20 protein-coding genes are annotated in these 21,860 nt (G+C 64.3%); 11 read left to right on the forward strand and 9 right to left on the reverse strand.

Features of this window, described 5'->3' with window-relative positions; translation table 11 throughout:
* Positions 1-271: 271 nt before the first annotated feature.
* Positions 272-2,047, reverse strand: a complete 1,776-nt coding sequence (locus AC5STI_RS01695; RefSeq protein ID WP_490398584.1) for an SLC13 family permease — start codon at positions 2,045-2,047, stop codon at positions 272-274.
* Between the two features lie 123 nt (positions 2,048-2,170).
* Here AC5STI_RS01695 and AC5STI_RS01700 point away from each other — a divergent pair, with 123 nt between their 5' ends.
* Complete coding sequence (locus AC5STI_RS01700) at positions 2,171-2,911, forward strand: YebC/PmpR family DNA-binding transcriptional regulator (RefSeq protein ID WP_475050981.1); 741 nt, start codon at positions 2,171-2,173, stop codon at positions 2,909-2,911.
* 134 nt (positions 2,912-3,045) lie between these two features.
* Here AC5STI_RS01700 and AC5STI_RS01705 read toward each other — a convergent pair whose 3' ends face one another.
* The 3 genes from AC5STI_RS01705 to AC5STI_RS01715 form a co-directional block, all read right to left on the reverse strand.
* On the reverse strand, positions 3,046-3,891 hold the full coding sequence (locus AC5STI_RS01705; RefSeq protein ID WP_495445363.1) for a COG3904 family protein: 846 nt from the start codon (positions 3,889-3,891) through the stop codon (positions 3,046-3,048).
* A gap of 88 nt (positions 3,892-3,979) precedes the next feature.
* The gene (locus AC5STI_RS01710) at positions 3,980-4,672 is read right to left on the reverse strand and encodes a nitroreductase family protein (protein ID WP_495445364.1); all 693 of its coding nucleotides are present in this window, start codon (positions 4,670-4,672) and stop codon (positions 3,980-3,982) included.
* 16 nt (positions 4,673-4,688) lie between these two features.
* The gene (locus AC5STI_RS01715) at positions 4,689-5,573 is read right to left on the reverse strand and encodes a LysR family transcriptional regulator ArgP (RefSeq protein WP_495445365.1); all 885 of its coding nucleotides are present in this window, start codon (positions 5,571-5,573) and stop codon (positions 4,689-4,691) included.
* Between the two features lie 89 nt (positions 5,574-5,662).
* Between AC5STI_RS01715 and AC5STI_RS01720 the strand changes: the two genes are divergently transcribed.
* The 4 genes from AC5STI_RS01720 to AC5STI_RS01735 all read left to right on the forward strand — a co-directional run bounded on the left by AC5STI_RS01720 (position 5,663) and on the right by AC5STI_RS01735 (position 9,367).
* Complete coding sequence (locus AC5STI_RS01720) at positions 5,663-6,265, forward strand: LysE/ArgO family amino acid transporter (protein WP_490398580.1); 603 nt, start codon at positions 5,663-5,665, stop codon at positions 6,263-6,265.
* Between the two features lie 84 nt (positions 6,266-6,349).
* On the forward strand, positions 6,350-7,282 hold the full coding sequence (locus tag AC5STI_RS01725; RefSeq protein ID WP_495445366.1) for a pirin family protein: 933 nt from the start codon (positions 6,350-6,352) through the stop codon (positions 7,280-7,282).
* Positions 7,283-7,375: 93 nt separating this feature from the next.
* The gene (locus tag AC5STI_RS01730) at positions 7,376-8,296 is read left to right on the forward strand and encodes a DMT family transporter (RefSeq protein WP_495445367.1); all 921 of its coding nucleotides are present in this window, start codon (positions 7,376-7,378) and stop codon (positions 8,294-8,296) included.
* A 66-nt stretch (positions 8,297-8,362) separates the two neighbouring features.
* The gene (locus AC5STI_RS01735) at positions 8,363-9,367 is read left to right on the forward strand and encodes a DUF1036 domain-containing protein (protein ID WP_495445368.1); all 1,005 of its coding nucleotides are present in this window, start codon (positions 8,363-8,365) and stop codon (positions 9,365-9,367) included.
* A gap of 10 nt (positions 9,368-9,377) precedes the next feature.
* On the opposite strand, the gene betI is transcribed toward AC5STI_RS01735, so the two are convergent.
* Positions 9,378-9,953, reverse strand: a complete 576-nt coding sequence (gene betI / locus AC5STI_RS01740; protein WP_490398576.1) for a choline-binding transcriptional repressor BetI — start codon at positions 9,951-9,953, stop codon at positions 9,378-9,380.
* 159 nt (positions 9,954-10,112) lie between these two features.
* On the opposite strand from betI, the gene AC5STI_RS01745 reads away from it, so the two are divergent.
* From AC5STI_RS01745 to AC5STI_RS01765, 5 genes are all read left to right on the forward strand, one after another.
* Positions 10,113-11,321, forward strand: a complete 1,209-nt coding sequence (locus AC5STI_RS01745) for a BCCT family transporter (protein ID WP_490398575.1) — start codon at positions 10,113-10,115, stop codon at positions 11,319-11,321.
* A 126-nt stretch (positions 11,322-11,447) separates the two neighbouring features.
* The gene (gene betC, locus AC5STI_RS01750) at positions 11,448-12,956 is read left to right on the forward strand and encodes a choline-sulfatase (RefSeq protein ID WP_495445369.1); all 1,509 of its coding nucleotides are present in this window, start codon (positions 11,448-11,450) and stop codon (positions 12,954-12,956) included.
* A 56-nt stretch (positions 12,957-13,012) separates the two neighbouring features.
* Positions 13,013-14,470 (forward strand): betaine-aldehyde dehydrogenase, encoded by a 1,458-nt coding sequence (gene betB, locus AC5STI_RS01755; RefSeq protein WP_495445370.1) that lies wholly within the window; start codon positions 13,013-13,015, stop codon positions 14,468-14,470.
* Between the two features lie 161 nt (positions 14,471-14,631).
* Entirely contained in the window at positions 14,632-16,287 is a 1,656-nt protein-coding gene (betA, locus tag AC5STI_RS01760; RefSeq protein ID WP_495445371.1) for a choline dehydrogenase, read from the forward strand.
* Positions 16,288-16,461: 174 nt separating this feature from the next.
* Positions 16,462-16,701 (forward strand): HP1242/YdcH family protein, encoded by a 240-nt coding sequence (locus tag AC5STI_RS01765; RefSeq protein ID WP_475051005.1) that lies wholly within the window; start codon positions 16,462-16,464, stop codon positions 16,699-16,701.
* 82 nt (positions 16,702-16,783) lie between these two features.
* Here the strand turns inward: AC5STI_RS01765 and AC5STI_RS01770 are convergent, their stop codons facing one another.
* Positions 16,784-17,263, reverse strand: coding sequence for a DUF1579 domain-containing protein (locus tag AC5STI_RS01770; RefSeq protein WP_495445372.1), 480 nt, complete (start codon positions 17,261-17,263; stop codon positions 16,784-16,786).
* A 549-nt stretch (positions 17,264-17,812) separates the two neighbouring features.
* Between AC5STI_RS01770 and AC5STI_RS01775 the strand changes: the two genes are divergently transcribed.
* On the forward strand, positions 17,813-18,073 hold the full coding sequence (locus AC5STI_RS01775; RefSeq protein WP_495445373.1) for a hypothetical protein: 261 nt from the start codon (positions 17,813-17,815) through the stop codon (positions 18,071-18,073).
* A 78-nt stretch (positions 18,074-18,151) separates the two neighbouring features.
* Here the strand turns inward: AC5STI_RS01775 and AC5STI_RS01780 are convergent, their stop codons facing one another.
* The 3 genes from AC5STI_RS01780 to AC5STI_RS01790 all read right to left on the reverse strand — a co-directional run bounded on the left by AC5STI_RS01780 (position 18,152) and on the right by AC5STI_RS01790 (position 21,699).
* Entirely contained in the window at positions 18,152-18,979 is an 828-nt protein-coding gene (locus tag AC5STI_RS01780) for a patatin-like phospholipase family protein (protein WP_495445374.1), read from the reverse strand.
* Between the two features lie 44 nt (positions 18,980-19,023).
* Positions 19,024-20,412: a helix-turn-helix domain-containing protein gene (locus tag AC5STI_RS01785; RefSeq protein WP_475051011.1), complete on the reverse strand. Its 1,389-nt coding sequence runs from the start codon at positions 20,410-20,412 to the stop codon at positions 19,024-19,026.
* A gap of 75 nt (positions 20,413-20,487) precedes the next feature.
* Positions 20,488-21,699, reverse strand: coding sequence for a multidrug effflux MFS transporter (locus tag AC5STI_RS01790; protein WP_495445375.1), 1,212 nt, complete (start codon positions 21,697-21,699; stop codon positions 20,488-20,490).
* Between the last annotated feature and the right edge of the window lie 161 nt (positions 21,700-21,860).

Below are 21,860 nucleotides of genomic sequence, written 5' to 3' on the forward strand. Positions count from 1 at the left end.
GCAAAAGCGGCGGTGTCCCGCTGTGCGTGCAAATATTTACGGGAAATTCACAGCGCTGCCCCCATATGAAACATGTTGAGTGTTTTATTGGGGGTGATCATGGCGACCAGGAAAGTTTTTCTTTTTGTTGTTTTGGCTGGATCGACAGCCATCGCGCTGGCATCGCATGCTTTGGCAGGTGCCGTGTAGGCAGCTCAGCCTGCAGAACCGGCCGCAAAATCCTTGCCAAGGATTTTGACAAAACTTTTGAGCAAAAGTTTTGCGCCGCCCGTCACAGCGGCCAGAAGATCAGAATGGACGGGATTGATACGGCGATGACCAGCACTTCCAGCGGCAGGCCCATCCGCCAGTAGTCGCCAAAGCGGTAGCCGCCGGGCCCCAGCACCAGCGTGTTGTTCTTGTGCCCGATAGGGGTCAGGAAGGCCGCAGAAGCCGCCACCGCCACTGCCATCAGGAACGGATCGGGTGAAACGCCCAGGGTTTCCGCCATCTGGATCCCCACGGGGGCCGCGACAATCGCCGTGGCAGTGTTGTTCAGCACATCCGACAGCGTCATGGTCACCACCATCAGCACCGTCAGCACCGCCCAGGCCGGCAGCCCCTCTGTCAGCGTGATCAGCGCTCCGGCAATCAGCGCGGTGCCGCCCGAAGCGTCAAGGGCCGCGCCCAGCGGGATCATCGAGCCGAGCAGCACCACCACCGGCCACTCCACATGGTCATAGATTTCCGCCACCGGCAGGATCTTCAGCAGCACATATCCAACCGCAACCAGACCCAGCGCCACAGGCAGGTACAACAGCCCCACAGAGGCCGCGACCACTGCCGCGGCAAACAGCCCGATCGCGGCCCAGGTCTTGTCATTGGCCGTCACCGACAGGCCGCGGGCGGCCAGCGGCAGGCAGCCCAGCCAATCCGCGACATCGGCGCTGCGCCCCCGCGGGCACAAGAGCAGCAGGATATCCCCCGCTTCGATCTTGGTCTGGCGGATATGGTGGGTGATCCGGCGGCCTTGCCGGGAAATTCCCAGCAGCACCGCGCTTTGCCGCCAGGACAGGCCGATCGCCTGGGCGCTGCGGCCGCGGATGCGCGCGGTTTCGGGCACCACCAGCTCCAGCAGTTCCAGCCCTTCACCCGCCGCCGTCAGTTTCTCCTGCCGGGCGGCATCGGCAAAATCCAGCTTCAGCGCGCTGCGGAATTCATCCAGCGCTTCCGGTTCGGCTTCGATCACCAGCGCGTCGCCCTCCCGCAGAATGGCTGCGACGGACCGCCCGTAACGCCGTTTGCCATCACGGATAAGCCCGAGAATGGCGACATCCGCTTTCTCGGCCTCTTCATCCAGTTCCCCCAGCCGCTTGCCGATGAGATCGGACTCCTCGCCCACCGTCAGCTCGGCGATATAAGGCGCCAGCTGCGCCTCCGAGGCGCCGGCCGCATTCTCCCGCGCCGGGATCAGCCGCCAGCCGATCAGCGCCACAAACGCCAGCCCCGCCAGCGCCGCCGCGCCGCCTACGGGGGCGAAATCGAACATCCGGAACGGCTCGCCCAGCGTCTCCTCGCGGATCGCGGCAATGATGATATTGGGCGGTGTGCCGATCAGCGTCGCCATGCCGCCCAGGATGGTGGCAAAGGACAGGGGCATCAGGCTAAGCCCCGGCGCGCGGCCTGCCTTGCGCGCGGTCTGGATGTCCACCGGCATCAGCAGCGCCAACGCCGCCACATTGTTCATGAAGGCCGACAGCACCGCGCCAACCCCGCCCATCAGCGCGATATGGGCGCCCAGGCCGCGGGCGCTGTCCACCAGCGTCCGGGTGATCAGGAACACCGCGCCCGAACGCACCAGCCCGGCCGAGACGATCAGCACCAGCGCCACCACCAGCGTCGCAGGATGCCCAAAGCCGGCAAAGGCCTCGCCCGCGGGCACCACCCCCAGCACCACGCCCGCCATCAGCGCGGCAAAGGCTACCAGGTCATAGCGCCAGCGCCCCCACAGAAGCAGGCCAAAGACGGCACCAAAAAGGGCAAACAAAACAGCTTGATCGAATGTCATACCGCCACCTTAGCCCCTTAAAACAAGGGAACAAGGGCGAAGCCGGGGCAGGGGCGCTTGAAAGCAGGCGCCGGCACGGGCTATATGAGCGCCAATTCAGATATTCAGCAGCAAGGATGCACCATGGCAGGCCATTCAAAATGGGCTAACATTCAGCACCGCAAGGGCCGTCAGGACGCGGCGCGGTCAAAACTGTTTTCCAAGCTGGCCAAGGAGATCACCGTGGCCGCCAAGATGGGCGACCCCGATCCCGACAAGAACCCGCGCCTGCGCCTGGCCGTGAAGGAAGCCAAGAGCCAATCCGTCCCCAAGGACGTGATCGAGCGCGCGATCAAGAAGGCCGTGGGCGGCGACGCCGAAAACTATGACGAAATCCGCTATGAGGGCTACGGCCCCAATGGCGTTGCGGTGATCGTCGAGGCGATGACCGACAACAAGAACCGCACTGCCTCCAACGTGCGTTCCACCTTCTCCAAGAACGGCGGCAACCTGGGCGAGACCGGCTCGGTCGGCTTCATGTTCGACCGCAAGGGCGAAGTCACTTATCCGGCCTCCGTGGGCGACGCGGACACCGTGATGATGGCCGCGATCGAAGCGGGTGCCGAGGATGTCGAAAGCTCCGAGGACGGCCACATCATCTATTGCGCGGACAGCGACCTGAACGATGTGTCCAACGCGCTGGAAGCGGAGCTGGGTGAATCGGAGTCGACCAAGCTGGTCTGGAAGCCGACCACCACCACCGAGCTGGACCTGGAAGGCATGCAGAAGCTGATGAAGCTGGTCGATGCACTGGAAGACGACGACGACGTGCAGCGCGTCACCACCAACTTCGAGGCCACCGACGAGGTCATGGCGCAGCTCTGATCTGTCTCGGACCGAATGCACCAAGGCCCGCCAAAACGGCGGGCCTTTTTCGTGCCGCAGACGCGCAAAACAGCTTCATCTGGCTGGAAATATCCCGGGGGTGAGGCCCAGGGGGCCGAGGGGGCAGCGCCCCCTCAGAATGCCTCCCCGGTGAGCACCCCGGCCGCCCGCAACTCGGAGCTTGACGGGACCCATAGGTCCCCATTGGCGACGGCGAAAACGTCTCGGGCAAACTCCGCGCGGATCCCCTGCTGCTGCAAAAAGGCCAGGTCTTTCTGCTGTTCCTTCAGCAGATCCACCTGCGGCAGCCCGCCTTCGAACATCAGCGCATAGCCGTGAAATCCCAGCTTCCCGCCCTCTGCCAGGCGGCGGGAGCGCCCGGCAGCAAAGACCAGAGTGCAGGCAGAGGCGCAAAGCGCAGCGGCCTCGGTGTCCAGCTGATACCGCCGGATCAGCTTTGCCGCGCCGCGGGCCTCATAGATCAGCCCGCCGGGGCCCGACAGCCGCACCCTGCGCACGTCCGGCGCACTTGCCAGCACCGCCTCCATCCGCCGCGTCAGCCCGTGGGTGATTTCGCCATCAAAAACCAGCACAAGCCCGTCTTCGGACACAAGCAGGCTGTATTTGGCCTCGCGCTCCAGCCGCCGCTGCTCGGCATAGGCGGGCTCCTCCACCGCCCGGGCAATCAGCAGCGCGTCCCACCACAGAATCAGCGCAGCAAAGCCTGCAAACAACAGCACCAGGTAACCGCCCCAGACCGGCATCATCGCCCCGGTGCTGCGCACATGCGCATCGGCGCTCAGCTGGAACGCCCGGGCCTGCCACAGCAGAAACAGCCCGTCCGCCGCCATCAGCACAAATACCAGCGGCACCGGCAGCCGGACCCATTGGTTCAGCGCGAGCCACCCCAGCACCAGACAGGCCCGCGGCAGCACCACCTGCAAGCCAAGGCTGCGGGGCAGGGAGGCGGGAGGTCTCAACCGCCGCGCCGCCTGCCACGGGCGGTGCAATTTTCTTGCAAGAAAATTGGCCGGAAAATTTGAATTTTCCGGCCCCCCGCAGCTGGTGTCACTCTACAAATACGGCGATCTCCTCCAGGGGTTTCTTCAGTTTGGCAACGGCCGGAACCGTGGCCTCTGCCGCCGGATGGCCCACGGCAATGATCATGGCGGGCTTTTCCGAGGCCGGGCGCCCCAGCGCTTCGTTCAGGAATTTCATCGGGTTTGGCGTATGGGTCAGCGTGCACAGGCCCGCCGTATGCAGCGCCGTCAGCAGGACGCCAGTGGCGATATTCACACTCTCCGGCACGTAGTAGTTCTTGTATCGTGTGCCGTCCTCGAATTCGCCCCAGCGCTGGGCAAAGACCACGATCAGCCAGGGGGCGGTGGTCAGATGCGGTTTGTCGGCATCGGTGCCGATCGGCTCCAGCGCCTTGATCCATTCGTCGCCCGCGCCGCCGGCATAGAACTTCTTTTCCTCTTCCTCGGCCTCTGCCCGGATCCGCGCCTTCAGCTCCGGGCTGGAGACCGCGGCAAAGAACCAGGGCTGGTGATTGGCCCCCGAGGGCGCAGTGCCTGCAGCGCGGATGCAGTCCTCGATCACCGCTCGCGGCACCGGCCGGTCCGTATAGTCACGCACCGTGTGCCGCCGCCGCATGTGGGCCAGGAAAGCTGCCGCCCTTTCCTGCATTTCCGCATCCGAATACTCTGCCCGGTCGGGCAGGGGCAGCGGGTCATAGCTCAGGGCGTCTTTTGAGAACATGGGCAGGCTTTCCGGATCAGCTTTGCGTTAAATACAGTCTAGCCGATTTCTGCACCGCGCGCGTCACCTCGGCAAGGGCAGGCGCCATCACCCGCGCCACCTGCCACGTGAGCGGCACCGGCAGCGTGCTGTCCGGAATAAGCGGCACCAGCCGGCCGGAGCGGATGTCTGCCTCCACCATCGCCAGCGGGTTCATGCCCCAGCCCAGACCCGCGGCGGCGGCATCAATGAACGCCTGGGTCGAGGGCAGGAAGTGCGCAGGCGGTGCCAGCCCGGGCGCCACATTCCGCTCCAGCCACAGCCGCTGCAGATTGTCCTTTGCGTTGAAGATCATACAAGGCGCTTTTGCAGCGGCCTCCGCAGTCACCCCGTCCGGAAACCAGCGCGCCATGAAGTCCGGGCTGGCGGTCGCCGCGTAATCCAGCGTGCCGATCGGATAGGCCTCGAACCCGGTCACCGGCTTGGAACTCGCAGTCACCGCCGCAGAGACCTCTCCCCGTTTCAGCCATTCTGCGCTGTGGTCCTGGTCATCGACCAGCAGGTCGAACAGCACGCCCTCCACCGCCGCCATCGCTTCGATGAACCAGCTCGCCAGGCTGTCGGCATTGACCGCAATCCGCAGCCGCACTGGCCCGTGATCCGCCTCCAGCGCCAGCTCCCGCGCCAGCTGCGCCTCCAGCAGGCCGATATCCTCGGCGTGTTTGGCAATCCGAAGGCCTGCCGCGGTGCCGGTGCAAGGCGCCCCGCGCAGCACCAGCGCGGTGCCGATGCGGTCCTCCAGCGCCTTGATCCGCTGCGACACTGCTGAAGGCGTCACCGCCAGCGCATGTGCTGCTGCCTCAAACGAGCCAAGACGCAGCACCGCGCTCAGCGCTGCCAGCTGGCTGGGATCCATCTGCATTAGTAACTCTAATCTGGCTTAAACCACTTTAACTGGATTAATCCCGCACGGGGCATTAGTCAAACGCCAGCACACCAATGGAGACAATGATGCCCCCCAGCCTGCTTGCCGGATTTGCCCTTGGCCTCAGCCTGATCATGGCGATTGGCGCCCAGAATGCCTTTGTCCTGCGCCAGGGGCTGCGGCGCCAGCATGTGTTCTGGATCTGCCTCACCTGCGCAGGCTCCGACGCGGTGCTGATCACCGCGGGCGTCCTCGGCTTCGGTTCCCTGGCGCTGGCGCTGCCCTGGTTCGAACAGGCGATGCGCTGGGGCGGTGCGGCCTTCCTGATCTGGTACGGTGCCCGCGCCCTGCGCGCCGCCTGGCAGGGCGGGGAGACGCTGGAGGCAGCGGAGGAGGGCGCAGGTGCCGCGCTGTTGCCGGTGCTGGCCACCGTGCTGGCGCTCACCTGGCTGAACCCGCATGTGTACCTCGACACGGTGGTGCTCCTCGGCTCGATCTCTGCACAGTACCCGCAGCCGCTGGTCTTTGCTGCCGGGGCCACCATCGCCAGCTTCACCTTCTTCTTCACGCTGGGCTATGGCGCCAGCCTGCTGGCCCCGGTCTTTGCCCGCCCGCGCGCCTGGCAGGTGCTGGACGCCATCGTCGGCCTCACCATGTGGGCAATTGCCGCCAAGCTCCTGCTGATGTGACGAACAGCCCCTGTGCGCGGGTGCCCCTAACGCCAGTGCAGAAACGCGCTACCTTTTCCTCATGACAGCAGACAGGAGGGAAGGATGAGCTGGAACCCGGCACTGGAACCGCAATGCCCCGAGGCGGGCGATCTCGACGCGATCGAAACGGTGATCATCCCGCGCGCCCGCGACATCGGCGGCTTTGAGGTCCGCCGCGCGCTGCCCGCGCCGCGCCGCCAGATGGTCGGGCCCTTCATCTTTTTCGACCAGGCCGGGCCTGCGGAGTTCCTGACCGGCCAGGGCATCGACGTGCGCCCGCACCCGCATATCGGCCTGGGCACCGTCACCTATCTCTACGACGGCGAGTTCGAGCACCGCGACTCCCTAGGCACCCACCAGATGATATATCCGGGCGAGGTGAATTGGATGGTAGCAGGCGAAGGCGTCACCCATTCCGAGCGCACCTCCGCCGCGACCCGTCAGGGTGCCAGCAGCCTGTTTGGCATCCAGACCTGGATCGCGCTGCCCGAAAGCCACGAGGATGCGCCCGCGACCTTCGAGCACCACGGCAAAGAGGCGTTGCCGCTTCTCGAAGGCGAGGGAAAGGCCGTCCGCCTGATCCTCGGTACTGCCTGGGGTGAAAAAGCGCCTGCGACCCTCCACTCCGAAACCTTTTACGCCGATGTCGTGCTGCAGGCCGGATCCAAACTGCCACTGCCCTCCGACCACGAGGACCGGGGCCTCTATGTGACCCAGGGCTCGATCGAAATAGCCGGCGAGACCTTTGAGGCCGGCCGTATGATGGTGTTCCGCCCAGGCGACGAAATCACCGTGACCGCGGGCCCCGAGGGCGCCCGGCTGATGGCGCTGGGCGGCGAGACGCTGAACGGGCCGCGCTATATCTGGTGGAACTTCGTTGCCTCCTCCCGCGACCGGATCGAGGCGGCGAAGGAATCCTGGGCCGCCGGTGACTGGCAGCACGGGCGCTTTCAGCTGCCGCCGGGCGATGATCAGGAGTTCATCCCGCTGCCGTGACGCCGCAGCGTTCCGGAGCAGAAAGCGGCCCGCCCTGAATTAATTCACATGTGAAGTCTTGTGCCGCCGCCCGAACGGGTGTTCTCTCACCTCATGAGCCAGACCGCAGAAACCGCACCCGCCGCCCACAACCCGCTCAAAGGGGTGTTCTGGATGGTGGTGACCGGTCTGTGCTTTGTCGCGGTGACGGCGCTGGTCAAATACTTGGGCAGCCGCATCCCGCCCGCCGAAAGCGCCTTTCTGCGCTATCTGCTGGGGCTGGTCTTTCTGCTGCCGATGATCGGCGCCTTGCGCAAGGCACGGCTGACCCCGCGGCTGTGGGGGCTATATGCGGGCCGCGGCGCGGTGCATTCCGCAGGCGTGATCCTGTGGTTCTACGCGATGACCCAGATCCCGCTGGCCGAGGTCACGGCGATGAATTACCTCTCACCGGTCTATGTCACTCTGGGCGCGGCGCTGTTCCTGGGCGAGAAGCTGGCGTTCCGCCGGATCACCGCCATTGCCGTTGCCCTGATCGGCGCGCTGATCATCCTGCGCCCGGGCTTCCGCGAGGTTTCGCCCGGCCACATCGCCATGCTGTTCACGGCGGTGTCCTTCGGCGCCTCCTACCTGATTGCCAAGTTCACCGTCGGCAGCAACAGCCCGGCTGTGGTGGTGGCGATGCTCTCGGTCTTTGTCACCCTTGGCCTTGCCCCCTTTGCGCTGGCGGTCTGGGTGGCCCCGACGCTGGCAGAGATAGCGGTTCTGTTCGGCGTCGCCTGCTTTGCCACCGCGGGACATTACACCATGACGCTGGCCTTTGCCGCCGCACCGGTGACGGTGACCCAGCCGGTCACTTTCCTGCAGCTGGTCTGGGCCACCCTGCTGGGCGCCCTGGTTTTCGCCGAGCCGGTGGACATCTGGGTGGTTTCGGGCGGCGGGCTGATCCTCGCTGCGGTCAGTTTCATCTCCTGGCGTGAAGCCAGGATCAAAAAGAAAGCAGCTACACCTTCCGGTAACCCGGCTGGGCTTTGATCGTCTTATAGATGTTACATGTCCGGCGTAAAATCGCGCCCTTAACGGTGTCAGCGGGGGCTGTAAATGGCGGTACTACTTTGGCTGCCGGCGCTTCTGCTGGCGGCTTTGACAGATCTGCATGCCGCGAATGCCGGGACGGGTATCTGCAATGATACCGGTGCCGTGCACCAGCTTGCGGTGACAGTTCGCGGTACTGGCGGCTGGGTGACCCAGGGCTGGCACGCTCTGGCGCCGGGCGGCTGCAGCAATCCCCTGCCGGACGGGTACGAGGGCCGGTTTTTCTATTTCCGCGCCGAAAGCGCGGGATACACCTTCAGCGACGACAGCATCCGCTTCTGCACCAAGGACGGCCCGTTCCGGATCGAAGGCAGCGGCGATTGCGCCGCCCGCGGTTTTCTTGAGCAGGGGTTCGCCCGGGCCCGCACCAGTGACAGCGCTCAGAAAATCCTGCTCAGCTCCCGCTCGCAGCCAGCAGAACCGCCCGGGCGGCACGCCGCCGCTGAGGAGACGACCTATAAGGCGGATGTGACCTTGCAGGGGTGCAGCCGGCAAGTGGACGGCGCTGCGGTGGCTTGCCGCTTTGCCCGGGAAGGTGTTGAGATACGGGCCTTGAGCGGGAAGGCGGCAACTGCCCCCGTCTTTGCGCTGCTGATGGGGCTGGAGCAGGGCGCCCCCCTGACAATTGAGGGCAAGATGATCAGTTCCTATGGCGCTTACGGCGAGCTGGACCTGCACAGTGCCAAGCTGCGCGCGCCGACCCGCCACGACGAGATCCTGCAGCGGTTGCAAGGCGAGTGGGTTTCGGCAGCGGATCCCGGCGACAGGTTCACCATTTCCGGGGCGGTGCGCCAGGTCAGCTATATGGGCAGCGCAATGGCGCCGGAATTCATCGCGGTTCAGGACAGCTGCGATGGTGTGGACTTTACCGCCGATTTCCTGATGGCCCGCGACAGCGAAGGCGGCACCAGCCTGTGCTATCAGATCAAGTCGCTGAGCAGCGGCGAACTGACCCTGATCTATCTGCCGCGCGGCAACCGGCTGGTCTACCGCCGCCTGCCGGAAGGCTAGGGGAGGCCGGTCAGGGGATCACCAGATCCACCACCCGGTGCGCCGCGGCGCGCGCGCCCTCCGGTTCCAGCGGCTCTTCGGACTGCGCAGCCTGCAGCCAGACACCGTCCATATAGCATTGCAGCGCCTGGCGCGCGGTCTCGACCTGCCCGGCCGGCAGCAGCGCCCGCAGCTCGGCCAGGAAATGGCTGCGCACCCGGGCCCGGTTGATTCGGTGCAGGCGGCTGAGGCGCGGCGAATAAGGTGCGTTTGCCCAGAACTGCATCCAGATGCTGCACTGCGGGACGGTGAACAGATCGTCGGCAAAGTTCGCATCCATCACCGCATACAGCCGCTCTCTTGGCGTGCGCGCAGTGGCGTAACCTTCGCTCATCGCGCGCCTCAGCTTGCCTAGAAGATGCAGCATTGTGGCTTCCATCAGCCCTTCCTTGGAGCCGAAATAGTAGTTGATCGAGGCTGCCGAGGCCCCGGCCTCCCGCGCGATTTCCGCCATGGTTACAACGCCGTAACCGCGCTTGTGCACGGCGACGATGGTCGCTTCGATCAGCTCTTCGTTGCGGATGTCCCGGATGCGTTTCCTGCTCATGACAAAGTTGTGCGGCAATTGGGGCGCTGTTTCAACTGTTGTTCGCGCGAAATGAAATCTTGAACGACCATTCAAAAAACCGTTTGGCCGGTCAGCCGGCTGTGTTATGTACCCGATCCATGTCTAGGGGCGGATACCGCCCGGAAATGGGAGGGACATATGACCTACATAATCTCATTCGGGATTCTGCTGGCCTTTGCGCTGGTGGCGTTCTGCGTGATCAAGTGGTGGAACGTCCGCAACGTCGGCGTGACCCCCGTTCACCTTTTCACCTTCATCGCAATCCTGTTCACCTCCGGCCTGGACGTGGGCCTGATCATGTTCCCGCTGGCCTGGGACTTCCCGCTTTATGCGGACACCGCGGCGGAACCGGCCTATGCCTTCACCAACCCGCTGGCGCTGGAATTCGGCTTCTGGGGCTTCCTGATCTGGGGCTTCTACTTCCTGACCACCTTCTATTTCTGCGTCATCGAACCGCGGGTGAAGTTTTTCGAGATCCCGCTGGTGAAGTGGATCAACAACATCGTGATCATCGGCACCTGCGCCTTCACCGGCGCGCTGTTCCTGATCTACCTGCCGTATTACGCCACCTTCATGGGTGACGGCGAGACGGTGATCCCGGCCTTCTATGTCATCACCTTCCTGGTGATCCTGTTTGCCGCTTTCTCCTCCACCGACATCAAATACGTGCGTATCCTGTCGGTCGGCTCCACCGTGCTGTTCATGGCGCTGATCCTGGGCATGTGGGCCTATGCCGGCATGGGCCTGGGCGCGTTCGCTGATACTGCCTCCAACATCGGCGGCTACTTCGCGAACATCCACAAGTTCATCCTGCCGCTCACCGACTACCATGAGTTCTACCTGTTCTGGTGGTTCGCATGGTCGATCATGATCGGCCAGTTCACCTCGCGCTTTGTCGGCGGCCTCAAGACCTGGCAGGTTCTGGCAGCGCTGCTGATCTTCCCGTCGATCCCGCTGGGTGTGTGGTTCTCGGTGCTGTACTACTACCACCTGAACAGCATTGAGACGACGCTGCTGATCAACGTCTCCATGGTCGCGGTGGGCATCATCTTCGTGGTTAACTCCTTCGACTCGCTGATCCGCCTGTACACCGACAACCTGAACCTGACGGCCAAACGTTTCGGCACCATTCCCTATGTGCTTGGCAACGCGGTTGTGCTCTTCGGCCTGACCCTGGCCTTCCAGAGCCAGTGGCTGCAGATCCAGTGGATCGGCACCATCGTGATCGGCATCTATGTGGCGTGCCTGGCCTACATCATGATCGCCAAGCGCAGCGAAGTGATGAGCATCGACGCCTCGCCCGAGGAAAACGTGCTCGACTTCGAGAAGATCAAGACAGCCCACTAAGGGCGGTCTCCCGGCTGGCCCCCAAGTTTCCCCGAATGAGGGGACCAGCCTCCAACTGCCTGGCAGCGCCTTCGGGTCTGCCGGGCGCCTTTCGAAGAAACATCGCCAATACTTGGGAGGTCCGCGATGAGTGCCCCGAATATCCTGATCCTGATGGTTGACCAGTTGAATGGGACACTTTTCCCGGACGGCCCCGCCGAGTGGCTGCACGCTCCGAACCTGAAGAAACTAGCCGAACGCTCGACCCGCTTTAAGAACGCCTACACCGCGTCGCCGCTCTGTGCGCCGGGCCGGGCGTCTTTCATGTCCGGCCAGCTGCCCTCGCGCACCGGCGTCTATGACAACGCAGCGGAATTCCGCAGCGACATCCCGACCTACGCCCACCACCTGCGCCGCGCCGGCTATTACACCTGCCTCTCGGGCAAGATGCACTTTGTCGGCCCCGACCAGCTGCACGGGTTCGAGGACCGGCTGACCACCGACATCTACCCGGCCGATTTCGGCTGGACCCCGGATTACCGCAAGCCGGGGGAGCGGATCGACTGGTGGTACCACAACATGGGGTCCGTTACCGGAGCAGGGGTGGCGGAAACCTCCAACCAGATGGAATACGACGACGAGGTCGCCTACAACGCCACCGCCAAGCTTTATGAGCTGTCGCGCGGTCTGGACGACCGCCCCTGGTGCGTCACCGTCTCCTTCACTCACCCGCACGACCCCTATGTGGCGCGCCGCAAGTACTGGGACCTCTACGAGGACTGCGAGCATCTGCTGCCCGAAGTCCCCGCCATGGACTACGAGGACCACGACCCCCATGCCAAGCGGATCTTTGACGCCAACGACTGGCGCAGCTTCGACATCACTGAAGAGAACATCAAACGCTCCCGCCGGGCCTATTTCGCCAATATCTCCTATCTTGATGACAAGATCGGCGAGATCCTGAACGTGCTGGAAACCACCCGGCAGGAGGCGATCATCCTGTTTGTCTCCGACCACGGCGACATGCTGGGCGAGCGGGGCCTGTGGTTCAAGATGAGCTTCTACGAGGGCTCCTCCCGCGTGCCGCTGATGATCTCGTCGCCTGATCTGCCCGCCGGCCTCATTGAAACGCCTGTGTCCACCCTGGACGTGACCCCGACACTGGGCGCGCTGGCCGGTGTCGATATGGCTGAAATCGAACCTTGGACCGACGGCCAGAACCTGGTGCCGCTGGCCAACGGAACGGAACGCACTGAACCGGTCGCCGTGGAATACGCGGCTGAGGCGTCTTATGCGCCGCTGGTGTCGCTGCGCTATGGCAAGTGGAAGTACAACCGCTGCGCGCTGGACCCCGATCAGCTGTTCGACCTGGAGGCGGACCCGCACGAGCTCGCCAACCTGGCAGAGGACCCGGCCCATGCCGGCACCCTGCAAACCCTGCGCGCCAAATCTGAGGCCCGCTGGAACCTGGAAACCTTCGACGCAGAGGTCCGCGCCAGCCAGGCCCGGCGCTGGGTCGTCTACGAGGCCCTGCGCCAGGGCGGCTATTACCCCTGGGACTACCAGCCGCTGCAGAAAGCCTCAGAGCGCTACATGCGCAACCACATGAATCTCGACAACCTCGAGGAAAGCAAACGCTTTCCCCGCGGCGAATAACCTTAGCAACCGTTCAGCATCTCCCCTGCTGAAGACCCCCGCTGGAGACACACAACATGACACATCCCGCACAGCCCAAGGCCAGCCACTTCATCAACGGCGAATACGTCGAAGACACCGCAGGCACCCCGATCCCGGTGATCTACGCCGCGACCGGCGAACAGATCGCCACCGTCTACGCCGCCACCCCGGCCATTGTGGAGCAGGCGCTGTCCACCGCAAAGGAAGCGCAAAAGGCATGGGCCAAGATGACCGGCACCGAGCGCGGCCGCATCCTGCGCCGCGCCGCCGACATCATGCGCGAGCGCAACCACGAACTCAGCGTTCTGGAAACTTACGACACCGGCAAACCGCTGCAGGAAACCCTGGTCGCTGACGCCACCTCCGGCGCCGACGCGCTGGAATACTTCGGCGGCCTCGCTGGCTCCCTGACCGGCGAGCACATCCCGATGGGCGAGGACTGGGTCTACACCGTGCGCGAGGCGCTGGGCCTCTGCGTCGGCATCGGCGCCTGGAACTACCCGACCCAGATCGCCTGCTGGAAAGGCGCACCCGCGCTGGCCTGCGGCAACTCAATGGTGTTCAAACCCTCCGAGACCACGCCGCTCTGCGCCCTGAAGGTGGCCGAGATCCTGCATGAGGCCGGTGCACCCGCCGGTATCTACAACGTCATCCAGGGCATGGGCGAGGTCGGCGGCGCGCTGGTCACCGATCCGCGCGTCGACAAGGTCTCGCTGACTGGCTCGGTGCCGACCGGCAAGAAGGTCTATGCCGCCGCCGCCGAAGGCATGAAGCACGTCACCATGGAACTTGGCGGCAAGTCGCCGCTGATCATCTTTGACGACGCCGATGTGGAAAACGCCGTCGGCGGCGCCATCAACGGCAACTTCTACTCTTCCGGCCAAGTCTGCTCCAACGGCACCCGCGTGTTCGTGCAGAAGGGCATCAAGGAGAAGTTCCTCGCCCGCCTCGCTGAGCGCACCGGCAACGCCATCATCGGCGACCCGATGGATGAGGCCACCAGCTTTGGCCCGATGGTGTCCGAGAACCAGATGAACATCGTGCTGGGCTACATCGAGAAAGGCAAGGAAGAGGGCGCCCGCCTGATCTGCGGCGGCAAGCGCGCGGACAAGGACGGCTTCTTCGTTGAACCCACCGTGTTCGCCGACGTGACCGACGGCATGACCATCGCGCGCGAGGAAATCTTTGGCCCGGTGATGTCCGTCCTCGACTTCGACACCGAGGAAGAGGTGATCGCCCGCGCCAATGACACCGAATTCGGCCTGTCCGCCGGCGTCTTCACCAACGACTTCAGCCGCGCCCACCGGGTGATCGGCCAGCTGGAAGCGGGCAGCTGCTTCATCAACTCCTACAACGACGCGCCCGTAGAGGCGCCGTTTGGCGGGGTGAAGGCATCCGGCGTTGGCCGCGAGAACTCGAAAGAGGCGATCAAGCACTTCAGCCAGGTGAAGTCCGTCTACGTCCGCATGGGCGACGTCGAAGCGGCATTCTGATTGCCCTTTGGGCTGACGCCCGCCCGCCCCGCCAGCCCAAAGGGCAATCAGGGCAGGGCGGCAGACTACCCGGAGCTGCCTGCCCAGGCGGGCAGCCCGAAGGCAAAGCAAGGCAGAGCCGGCAGGCAAGGCGCCACCGGTCTCAGCGATGGAGAGAAGCGATGAACGCGGATTATGTGATTGTCGGGGCCGGATCAGCCGGCTGTGCCATGGCCTACCGGCTCAGCGAGGCCGGCAAGAAGGTCCTGGTGATTGAACACGGCGGCACCGATGCCGGGCCGTTTATCCAGATGCCGGGCGCGCTCAGCTACCCGATGAACATGCCGCTCTATGACTGGGGCTACAAATCCCAGCCGGAGCCGCATCTGGGGGGGCGCGAACTGGTCTGCCCGCGCGGCAAGGTGATCGGCGGCTCCTCCTCGATCAACGGCATGGTCTATGTGCGCGGCCACGCAGGTGACTATAACCACTGGGCCGAAAGCGGCGCCGCAGGCTGGTCCTACGCCGACGTGCTGCCCTATTTCAAGCGCATGGAGACTTGGAATGACCGCGGCCACGGCGGCGACCCGGACTGGCGCGGCAAGGACGGCCCGCTGCATGTGACCCGCGGCCCCCGCGACAACCCGCTGCACGACGCTTTCGTCAAGGCGGGTGAGCAGGCCGGCTACCCGGTGACCTCCGACTACAACGGCGAGCAGCAGGAGGGCTTCGGCCCGATGGAGATGACGGTCTACAAGGGCCGCCGCTGGTCTGCCGCCAACGCCTACCTGAAGCCCGCGCTCAAGCGTGAAAACTGCGACCTGATCCGCGCCTTCGCCCGCAAGGTGGTGATCGAGGACGGCCGCGCCACCGGCGTGGAAATCGAACGCGGCGGCAAGGTGGAGGTGATCCGTGCAAATGCCGAGGTGATCCTGGCCGCGTCCTCGCTGAACTCCCCCAAGATGCTGATGCTGTCCGGCATCGGCCCGGCAAAACATCTGGCTGAACACGGAATCGACGTGGTTGCCGACCGTCCCGGCGTCGGCCAGAACCTGCAGGACCACCTGGAGTTCTACTTCCAGTTCGCCTGCAAGCAGCCGATCACCCTGTTCAAGTACTGGAACCTGTTCGGCAAGGGTCTTGTCGGGGCCCAGTGGATGTTCACCAAGACCGGCCTGGGCGCCTCGAACCAGTTCGAAAGCGCCGCCTTCATCCGCTCCGACAAGGGGGTGGACTACCCGGACATCCAGTACCACTTCCTGCCGATCGCGGTCCGCTACGACGGCCAGGCGGCGGCAGAGGGCCATGGCTTCCAAGCCCACGTCGGCCCGATGCGCTCGCCCTCGCGCGGTGATGTCACGCTGGCGTCGAGCGATCCCAAGGACGCGCCGAACATCCTGTTCAACTACATGTCGACCGAGCAGGACTGGATCGACTTCCGCAAATGCGTGCGCCTGACCCGCGAGATCTTCGCCCAGGACGCGATGAAGCCGTTCCTCAAGCACGAGATCCAGCCCGGCGCAGACCTGCAGACCGACGACGAGATTGACGGCTTCCTGCGCGAACACGTGGAAAGCGCCTATCACCCCTGCGGCACCTGCAAGATGGGCGCCGCGGAGGATCCGATGTCGGTGGTCGATCCGGAATGCCGCGTCATCGGCGTCGATGGCCTGCGGGTTGCCGACAGCTCGATCTTCCCGCGGATCACCAACGGCAACCTCAACGGCCCCTCGATCATGACCGGCGAGAAGGCCTCCGACCATATCCTGGGCCGCCGCCTGCCGTCCTCCAACGCAGAGCCGTGGTTCAACCCGAACTGGCGCGAAGCGCAACGCTGATCCTGTTGCGCTGCCAGCAAGCCGCCCGCCACCTCCCCTTTGTGCGGGCGGCTTACTTTCCGCAAAATTCTTTCTGAAAATCAGCGCGCCGCGCACATCTTTTGATCCGCGTCAAAGTGGCGGGGCGGGGGCGGGCATATTCTGCATCCGACCCTAGGAAGAAGGAGCGAACAGGTGTCCCATACTCCCCATGAGCTGTCCGAGGAATTCCCGGAAAAGGCTGCGCTGATGAGCCAGCTGAAGCAGTCGGATGCGCATTTTGCCAAGCTGTCGGATGAGTATCACGAAGTGAACCGCGCCGTGCACCGGGCGGAAACCAACGTGGAGCCGGTGAGCGAACAAGCCGAAACCGATCTGCGCAAGCAGCGCGCCGCGCTGAAGGATGAGATCTGGGGGATCCTGTCCAAGGCATAAGGCCCGGACCACAATCCAGAATAGGGAAAGGAGCGCCGGTGGCGCTCCTTTTCAGTTACTAGGGCGCGGTCCGCGGCGCGCATCACACGCGCGTGAAATCCATGGTCCAATTCGTTTCCCAGGTCTTGCCGCCGTCCTGCGACAAGGCCTGTTCCCAGCGGGGGGGCTCAGTTCGGGTGTGCAGCCAAAGAAACCTGACCGCCACGGGGTCACCCCGCAGGGTATCTTCTGCAAAGAAAGAGCCGGTACCGTCCTTGAACTTGCCGATCACTGGCACGTCCAGCTGATGCGGGTCGTTGGCCGACAGCCACCATATGGCCCAGGTCTGGCTGGCCGTATCAAAAGACCGCAGCGCGATTGCCCGGTAGGCCCCGCCGGGAAATTTGAGAAGATTGTCTTCGACATTACCATTCCCGCCCAGCACATGCCGGGTTTCCGAGGTGCCTGGGAACTCTTCCCATTCATCGCAGCCAGCCAGGCGCTCTTTCAGCCTGCGGTGGCGCACATTCCATCGGCCGATTTCAAAATCGAAATCCCGGGATATGCTGAGTTTCTCTTCCATTGGCTGTCCTCTTGCGGCTCGTAAACTTTGCTTGTTCCTGTTTTGTTCCTGGCTGACCGCGAAGTCAAGGATGATGCCTCGCTGTGTCGTGCCTTGGCAAATTGAGGGGGTGATTTCCCCTTCTCTTCATATTGTCAGCTGCTGAATTCCCTCGTGATTTCTTCAGTCCGGGTCCGAGATCAAGGCTGTGCCGGGCAGCGGGCAAAGCGAAACAGGGTGCCGCAAACACCGCGCCGTGCCGAAGGGCGGGATCCGGGGCTCCGGTCCGGAGCGTGCGGCTGAATAGAAGCATCCTGAGAAACGGGCGCCGGACGGAACTTTTTTACAGCCAAAGTTGCCATGCGATTCGCTGCGGTCGGTTTGATCTCGAATGGGAAACAATGCTGCACCATCCAGCCAATGTAGACCGAACCCTCCGCCAGATGAGGCAATTTTGGTGAATTTAAGGCAAATTCGTCAAAATTGTGACCGGACGCGCTACGTATAGCCTGCAGCTCAGGTTTGGCCTCAGACCGGCTGCTGCGCAGCAGTGTGCGAGGGAGCAACCGTATGGGACACATCTATCAGCCGGGCCTTTGGCAGGAGATTGAAGGGACACCAGCCGAGATTTCCGACGCGGAAATCCTTGCGGCGGTCCGAAGTGTGATCCGGGAAGACACGGCAGTGCGTACTGAGGAAGAGAAGCCTGCGCCGCGCCGTTTGCGCCATTGGCAGCCAGCCCCAAAGGATCAACCCAAACAGCCGCCGGCAGCTGCCGTTCAGGCGGAACGCGCCCTGCTGGTCCGCCTGCTGGACCGCTTGCGCGGCTGACAATCCCGCACGGATTTCCGTAGGCCTGCCGCAGCTCACCGCTGAAGGCGGCACAGTGCCGCGCAGCCGCCGCAGGCATCACTCCGCCGCGGCCTTCCGAAGAAACGCTTCACCTGCTGCAAGCCCCGCATCCCAGGTCGCCTGGATCTTCTCCGGATCGGTAAAATCAATCTTGTCCGCAGGTACCTCGTCCTCAGGCCAGACGTACAGCCGCCCGGCGACGTCCGGCAGCCGCTTGTAGGGGCGCGTCAGCAGCACCAGTGTGCGCCCCTTGTCCGGCTTCGGCATCGGCGCCTGATCGGCCATGCCGCCATCGATCACCGCCCGCCCGTTCCAGCGCGGCGGCTCGAACACCGGCGGGATGGTGGCGGCGAACCGCACCAGATCGGCCAGCCGGCCCTCCCGCGCCGCCGCATTTGCGTCCACCAGGCAGGAGGTCACGCCAAACCGCTCCGCCCAGTTGAAATGCGGCGAGCCAACCAGGTGCAGCTCCGCCTCATAGGCCATCGTCGCCAGGCTGCCGGTCAACCGCGCCCAGCGGTCGGATGGCGGGTGCCCCAGCAGGATCTGCGCCTGCGGCCCGGCAGCCACCCGCGCCATGGCATCGCCGTCCAGCGACCGGGTGACCACGTCCTCATAGACCTGCTGATGCGGCGTCAGCCCGCCCTCGCCGGGCTGGTGCAAGTTGATGTTGCTGACGGTTTTCCGGAAGGCGTCCTTCATCTCCGCCAGCACCTGCTCGCCACGGCCCGCAAGGAACCCCGCCAGCGTCAGCGCGCCGCCGGACACCCCCGTCACCCTGGCAGGGCTCAGCGGCAGCTCATCCTGCACTACATGCAGAAAGCCGCCCTGCCAGAAACAGCGGCAGCCGCCGCCGGACAGGACCAGTTGTTCGAAATCCGCCATGACCCTAACCTAGGACGCGCAGCACACGCAGGCCAGCCGCAGCGTCAGCTCACCTCATAGGGCAGCACGCCGCGCTGGTCGGTGTTGATGGTCAGCCGCCGCTCCAGCGGCGGGACAGAGCGCTGGTGGCAGTCCTTGCGCTCGCAGATGCGGCAGGAAATCCCGATCGGCTCATAGGCGCTGTCCTGGCTCACATCCAGCCCGTCGGCATAGACCAGGGCATCCGCATGGCGCACCTCGCACCCCAACGCAATCGCATAGCGGCGCACTGGCGCACCAAAGGAGCCGCCCGGTTTCGACACATCCCGCGCCAGCGATATATAGCGCACCCCGTCCGGCGTCTCCGCCAGCTGACGCAGAAACCGGCCCGGGGTCTCAAACGCCCGGTGCACGTTCCACAACGGGCAGGCGCCGCCAAACCGGGCAAACTGCAGCCGCGTGGCCGAGTGGCGCTTGGTAATGGTGCCCGCCTGATCGACGCGCACGAAAAAGAACGGCACCCCCTTGGCGCCGGGCCGCTGCATGGTCGAAAGCCTGTGCGCGATCTGCTCGATCGAGGCGCCGAAACGGATCGCCAGCAGCTCCAGGTCGTGCCGGCAGGCCTGCGCCGCCTCCAGAAACCGCGTGTAGGGCATCAGCGCGGCCCCGGCAAAGTAGTTGGCCAGGCCGATCTTGGCGATGGCGCGGGCCTCTTCGCTCTGGAACTTTGCAAAATCCAGCGTCGCCTCCAGCAGCTGGTTCTGCCGCAGCAGGGCCACCTGCAGCAGCATCTGGAACAGCTGCGTCTGCGGGGCGGAGCGGTTGGACAGATGCAGCACGCCTGCCTCCGCATCATAGTGGCGCAGCCCCTCCATCTCGGTCTGCTTCACGGCAACCCCGCCGCGCTCCAGCTCTGCCACTGCGGCCGCGCGGATGTCGCTGGTGGCGGCAAAATGCTCTGCCGCGCGGTCGACCGCGTCGATGTAGTTGTCGCAATAGTGGAAGAAATCCCGCACCTCTTCCCAAGGGCTGGCCTGGATACGCGCATCCTCCCGCCCCAGCGCCTCATCCAATGAGGCAAGGCGTTCGTGGGTCTGGCGGTAGGCCTGGTGCAGGGTCAGAAACGCCCGCGCCAGCGCCGGCGCGTTCGACGCCGTCAGCCGCAGGTCCGCCAAGGGCGGCGCATCATCGGCAAACACCGGATCCGCCATCGCCTCGCGCATGTCGCTGACCAGGCGTTCGCTGTCGCCGGCGCTCAGCTCGGTCACATCCATGCCGAATTCCTGCGCCAGCGCCAGCACCACCGTGGTCGACACCGGGCGGTTGTTGTTCTCCATCTGGTTCAGATAGGGCAGGGAGACCCCCAGCTTGGCGGCGAAATCCTTTTGTGTCAGCTCCAGCCGCTGCCGCATCTCGCGCAGCTTGGCGCCGGCGTAAAGTTTCTGGGTGGCCATGGGGCGTGCCTTTGCAAATCGAACTCCTGCGAACAGTATAATTGCAAAGAGATGCCTGCAAGGCTGCGGCGATTCCTATGCGCGGATCTGCCGCTCCCGCCAGACAACCAGCAGAATCGCAATCAGCCCGCAGGCGGCGGTGGCAAACATGATCGCCAGAAGCGGCACCGCCGTGGAACCCGGCACCAGCATCATCCCGGCAAAGGCGCTGAGCGCCGCACCTGCGCCGATCATAATCGCGCCGCTGAGGCCGGAGGCGGTGCCTGCCAGATGCGGCCGCACCGAAATCGCGCCGGCAGTGGCATTGGGGATCGCCATGCCATTGCCAAGCCCGACAAAGCACATGAGGCCAAAGAAGGTCCACACAGTATCTGCGCCCGCCATCGCAATCAGCAGCGACAGCAGCACCCCGCCGCCATTGATCACGCAGCCCCACAGCACCATGCGGTTGACCCCCAGCCTGGTGGAATAGCGCCCGGAGATAAAGTTGCCGGCAAAATACCCCACCGCAGGCGCAGAGAAGTAAACGCCCAGCTCCGCCGTGCTGAGGCCGTAGACCTCGGTGCCGACAAAGGGCGCGCCGCCAAGGTAGGCGAAGAACGCGCCCGAGGCCAAACCGGAAGACAGCGAATAGCCCCAAAACCGCGGCGAGCGCAGCAGCTCGGGATACTCGCTGAACTGCGCCATCAGCGTCTTGCCGCTCTTGTGCGCGGTCTCGCCGAAATCGGTGAAGGTGATCATCAGCGTCGCCGCGCCGACCAGGAACAGCATCCAGAAATTGGCTTTCCAGCCCATCCACTGATCCAGGAAGCCGCCGATCGCCGGGCCGATCATCGGCACGATTGCCATGCCCATGGTGACATAGCCGATCATGCTGGCGGCCTCGTTGGTGTCATACATGTCGCGCACCGCCGCGCGGCTCAGCACCATGGTGGCTGCGACTGCCGTTTGCGCCACCCGGAACATCAGGAATATCTCTGCTGTGGGGGCATAAATGCAGCCCAGCGTGGCCAGCAGGAACAGCACGATGCTGCCCAGGATCACCGGCCGCCGCCCCATCTGGTCGGAAATCGGCCCGACAAAGATCTGCACCACCGCATTGCCCGCCAGATACAGCGCTACCGACAGCTGCATCACTCGGTAGTCGACCGCGTAATACTCCGACATGCCCGCCAGCGACGGCAGATGCAGGTTCATGCCAAGCGCCGACAGGCCGGCGAGCAGGATCAGGGTGAAAATGCGCGGGGGCGTCCGCTGTCCGGACACGCGGGTATTATATGTGGACATACCATCGGGTTAGAGCAGTCCGGGGCGCTTGTCCATCAATCCTCTGCGCGGCTGCGCACAGGCTTGCCGCAGCGTCAGAATACCCTTGCATGAAAATCGCGGCGTCACCTATGGTTGCTTAGGCAGCGCATATTTTCGCGCATTTCCCCAAGGCCGCCCCT

This window comes from Leisingera sp. CC-HEC096 (assembly GCF_059429235.1).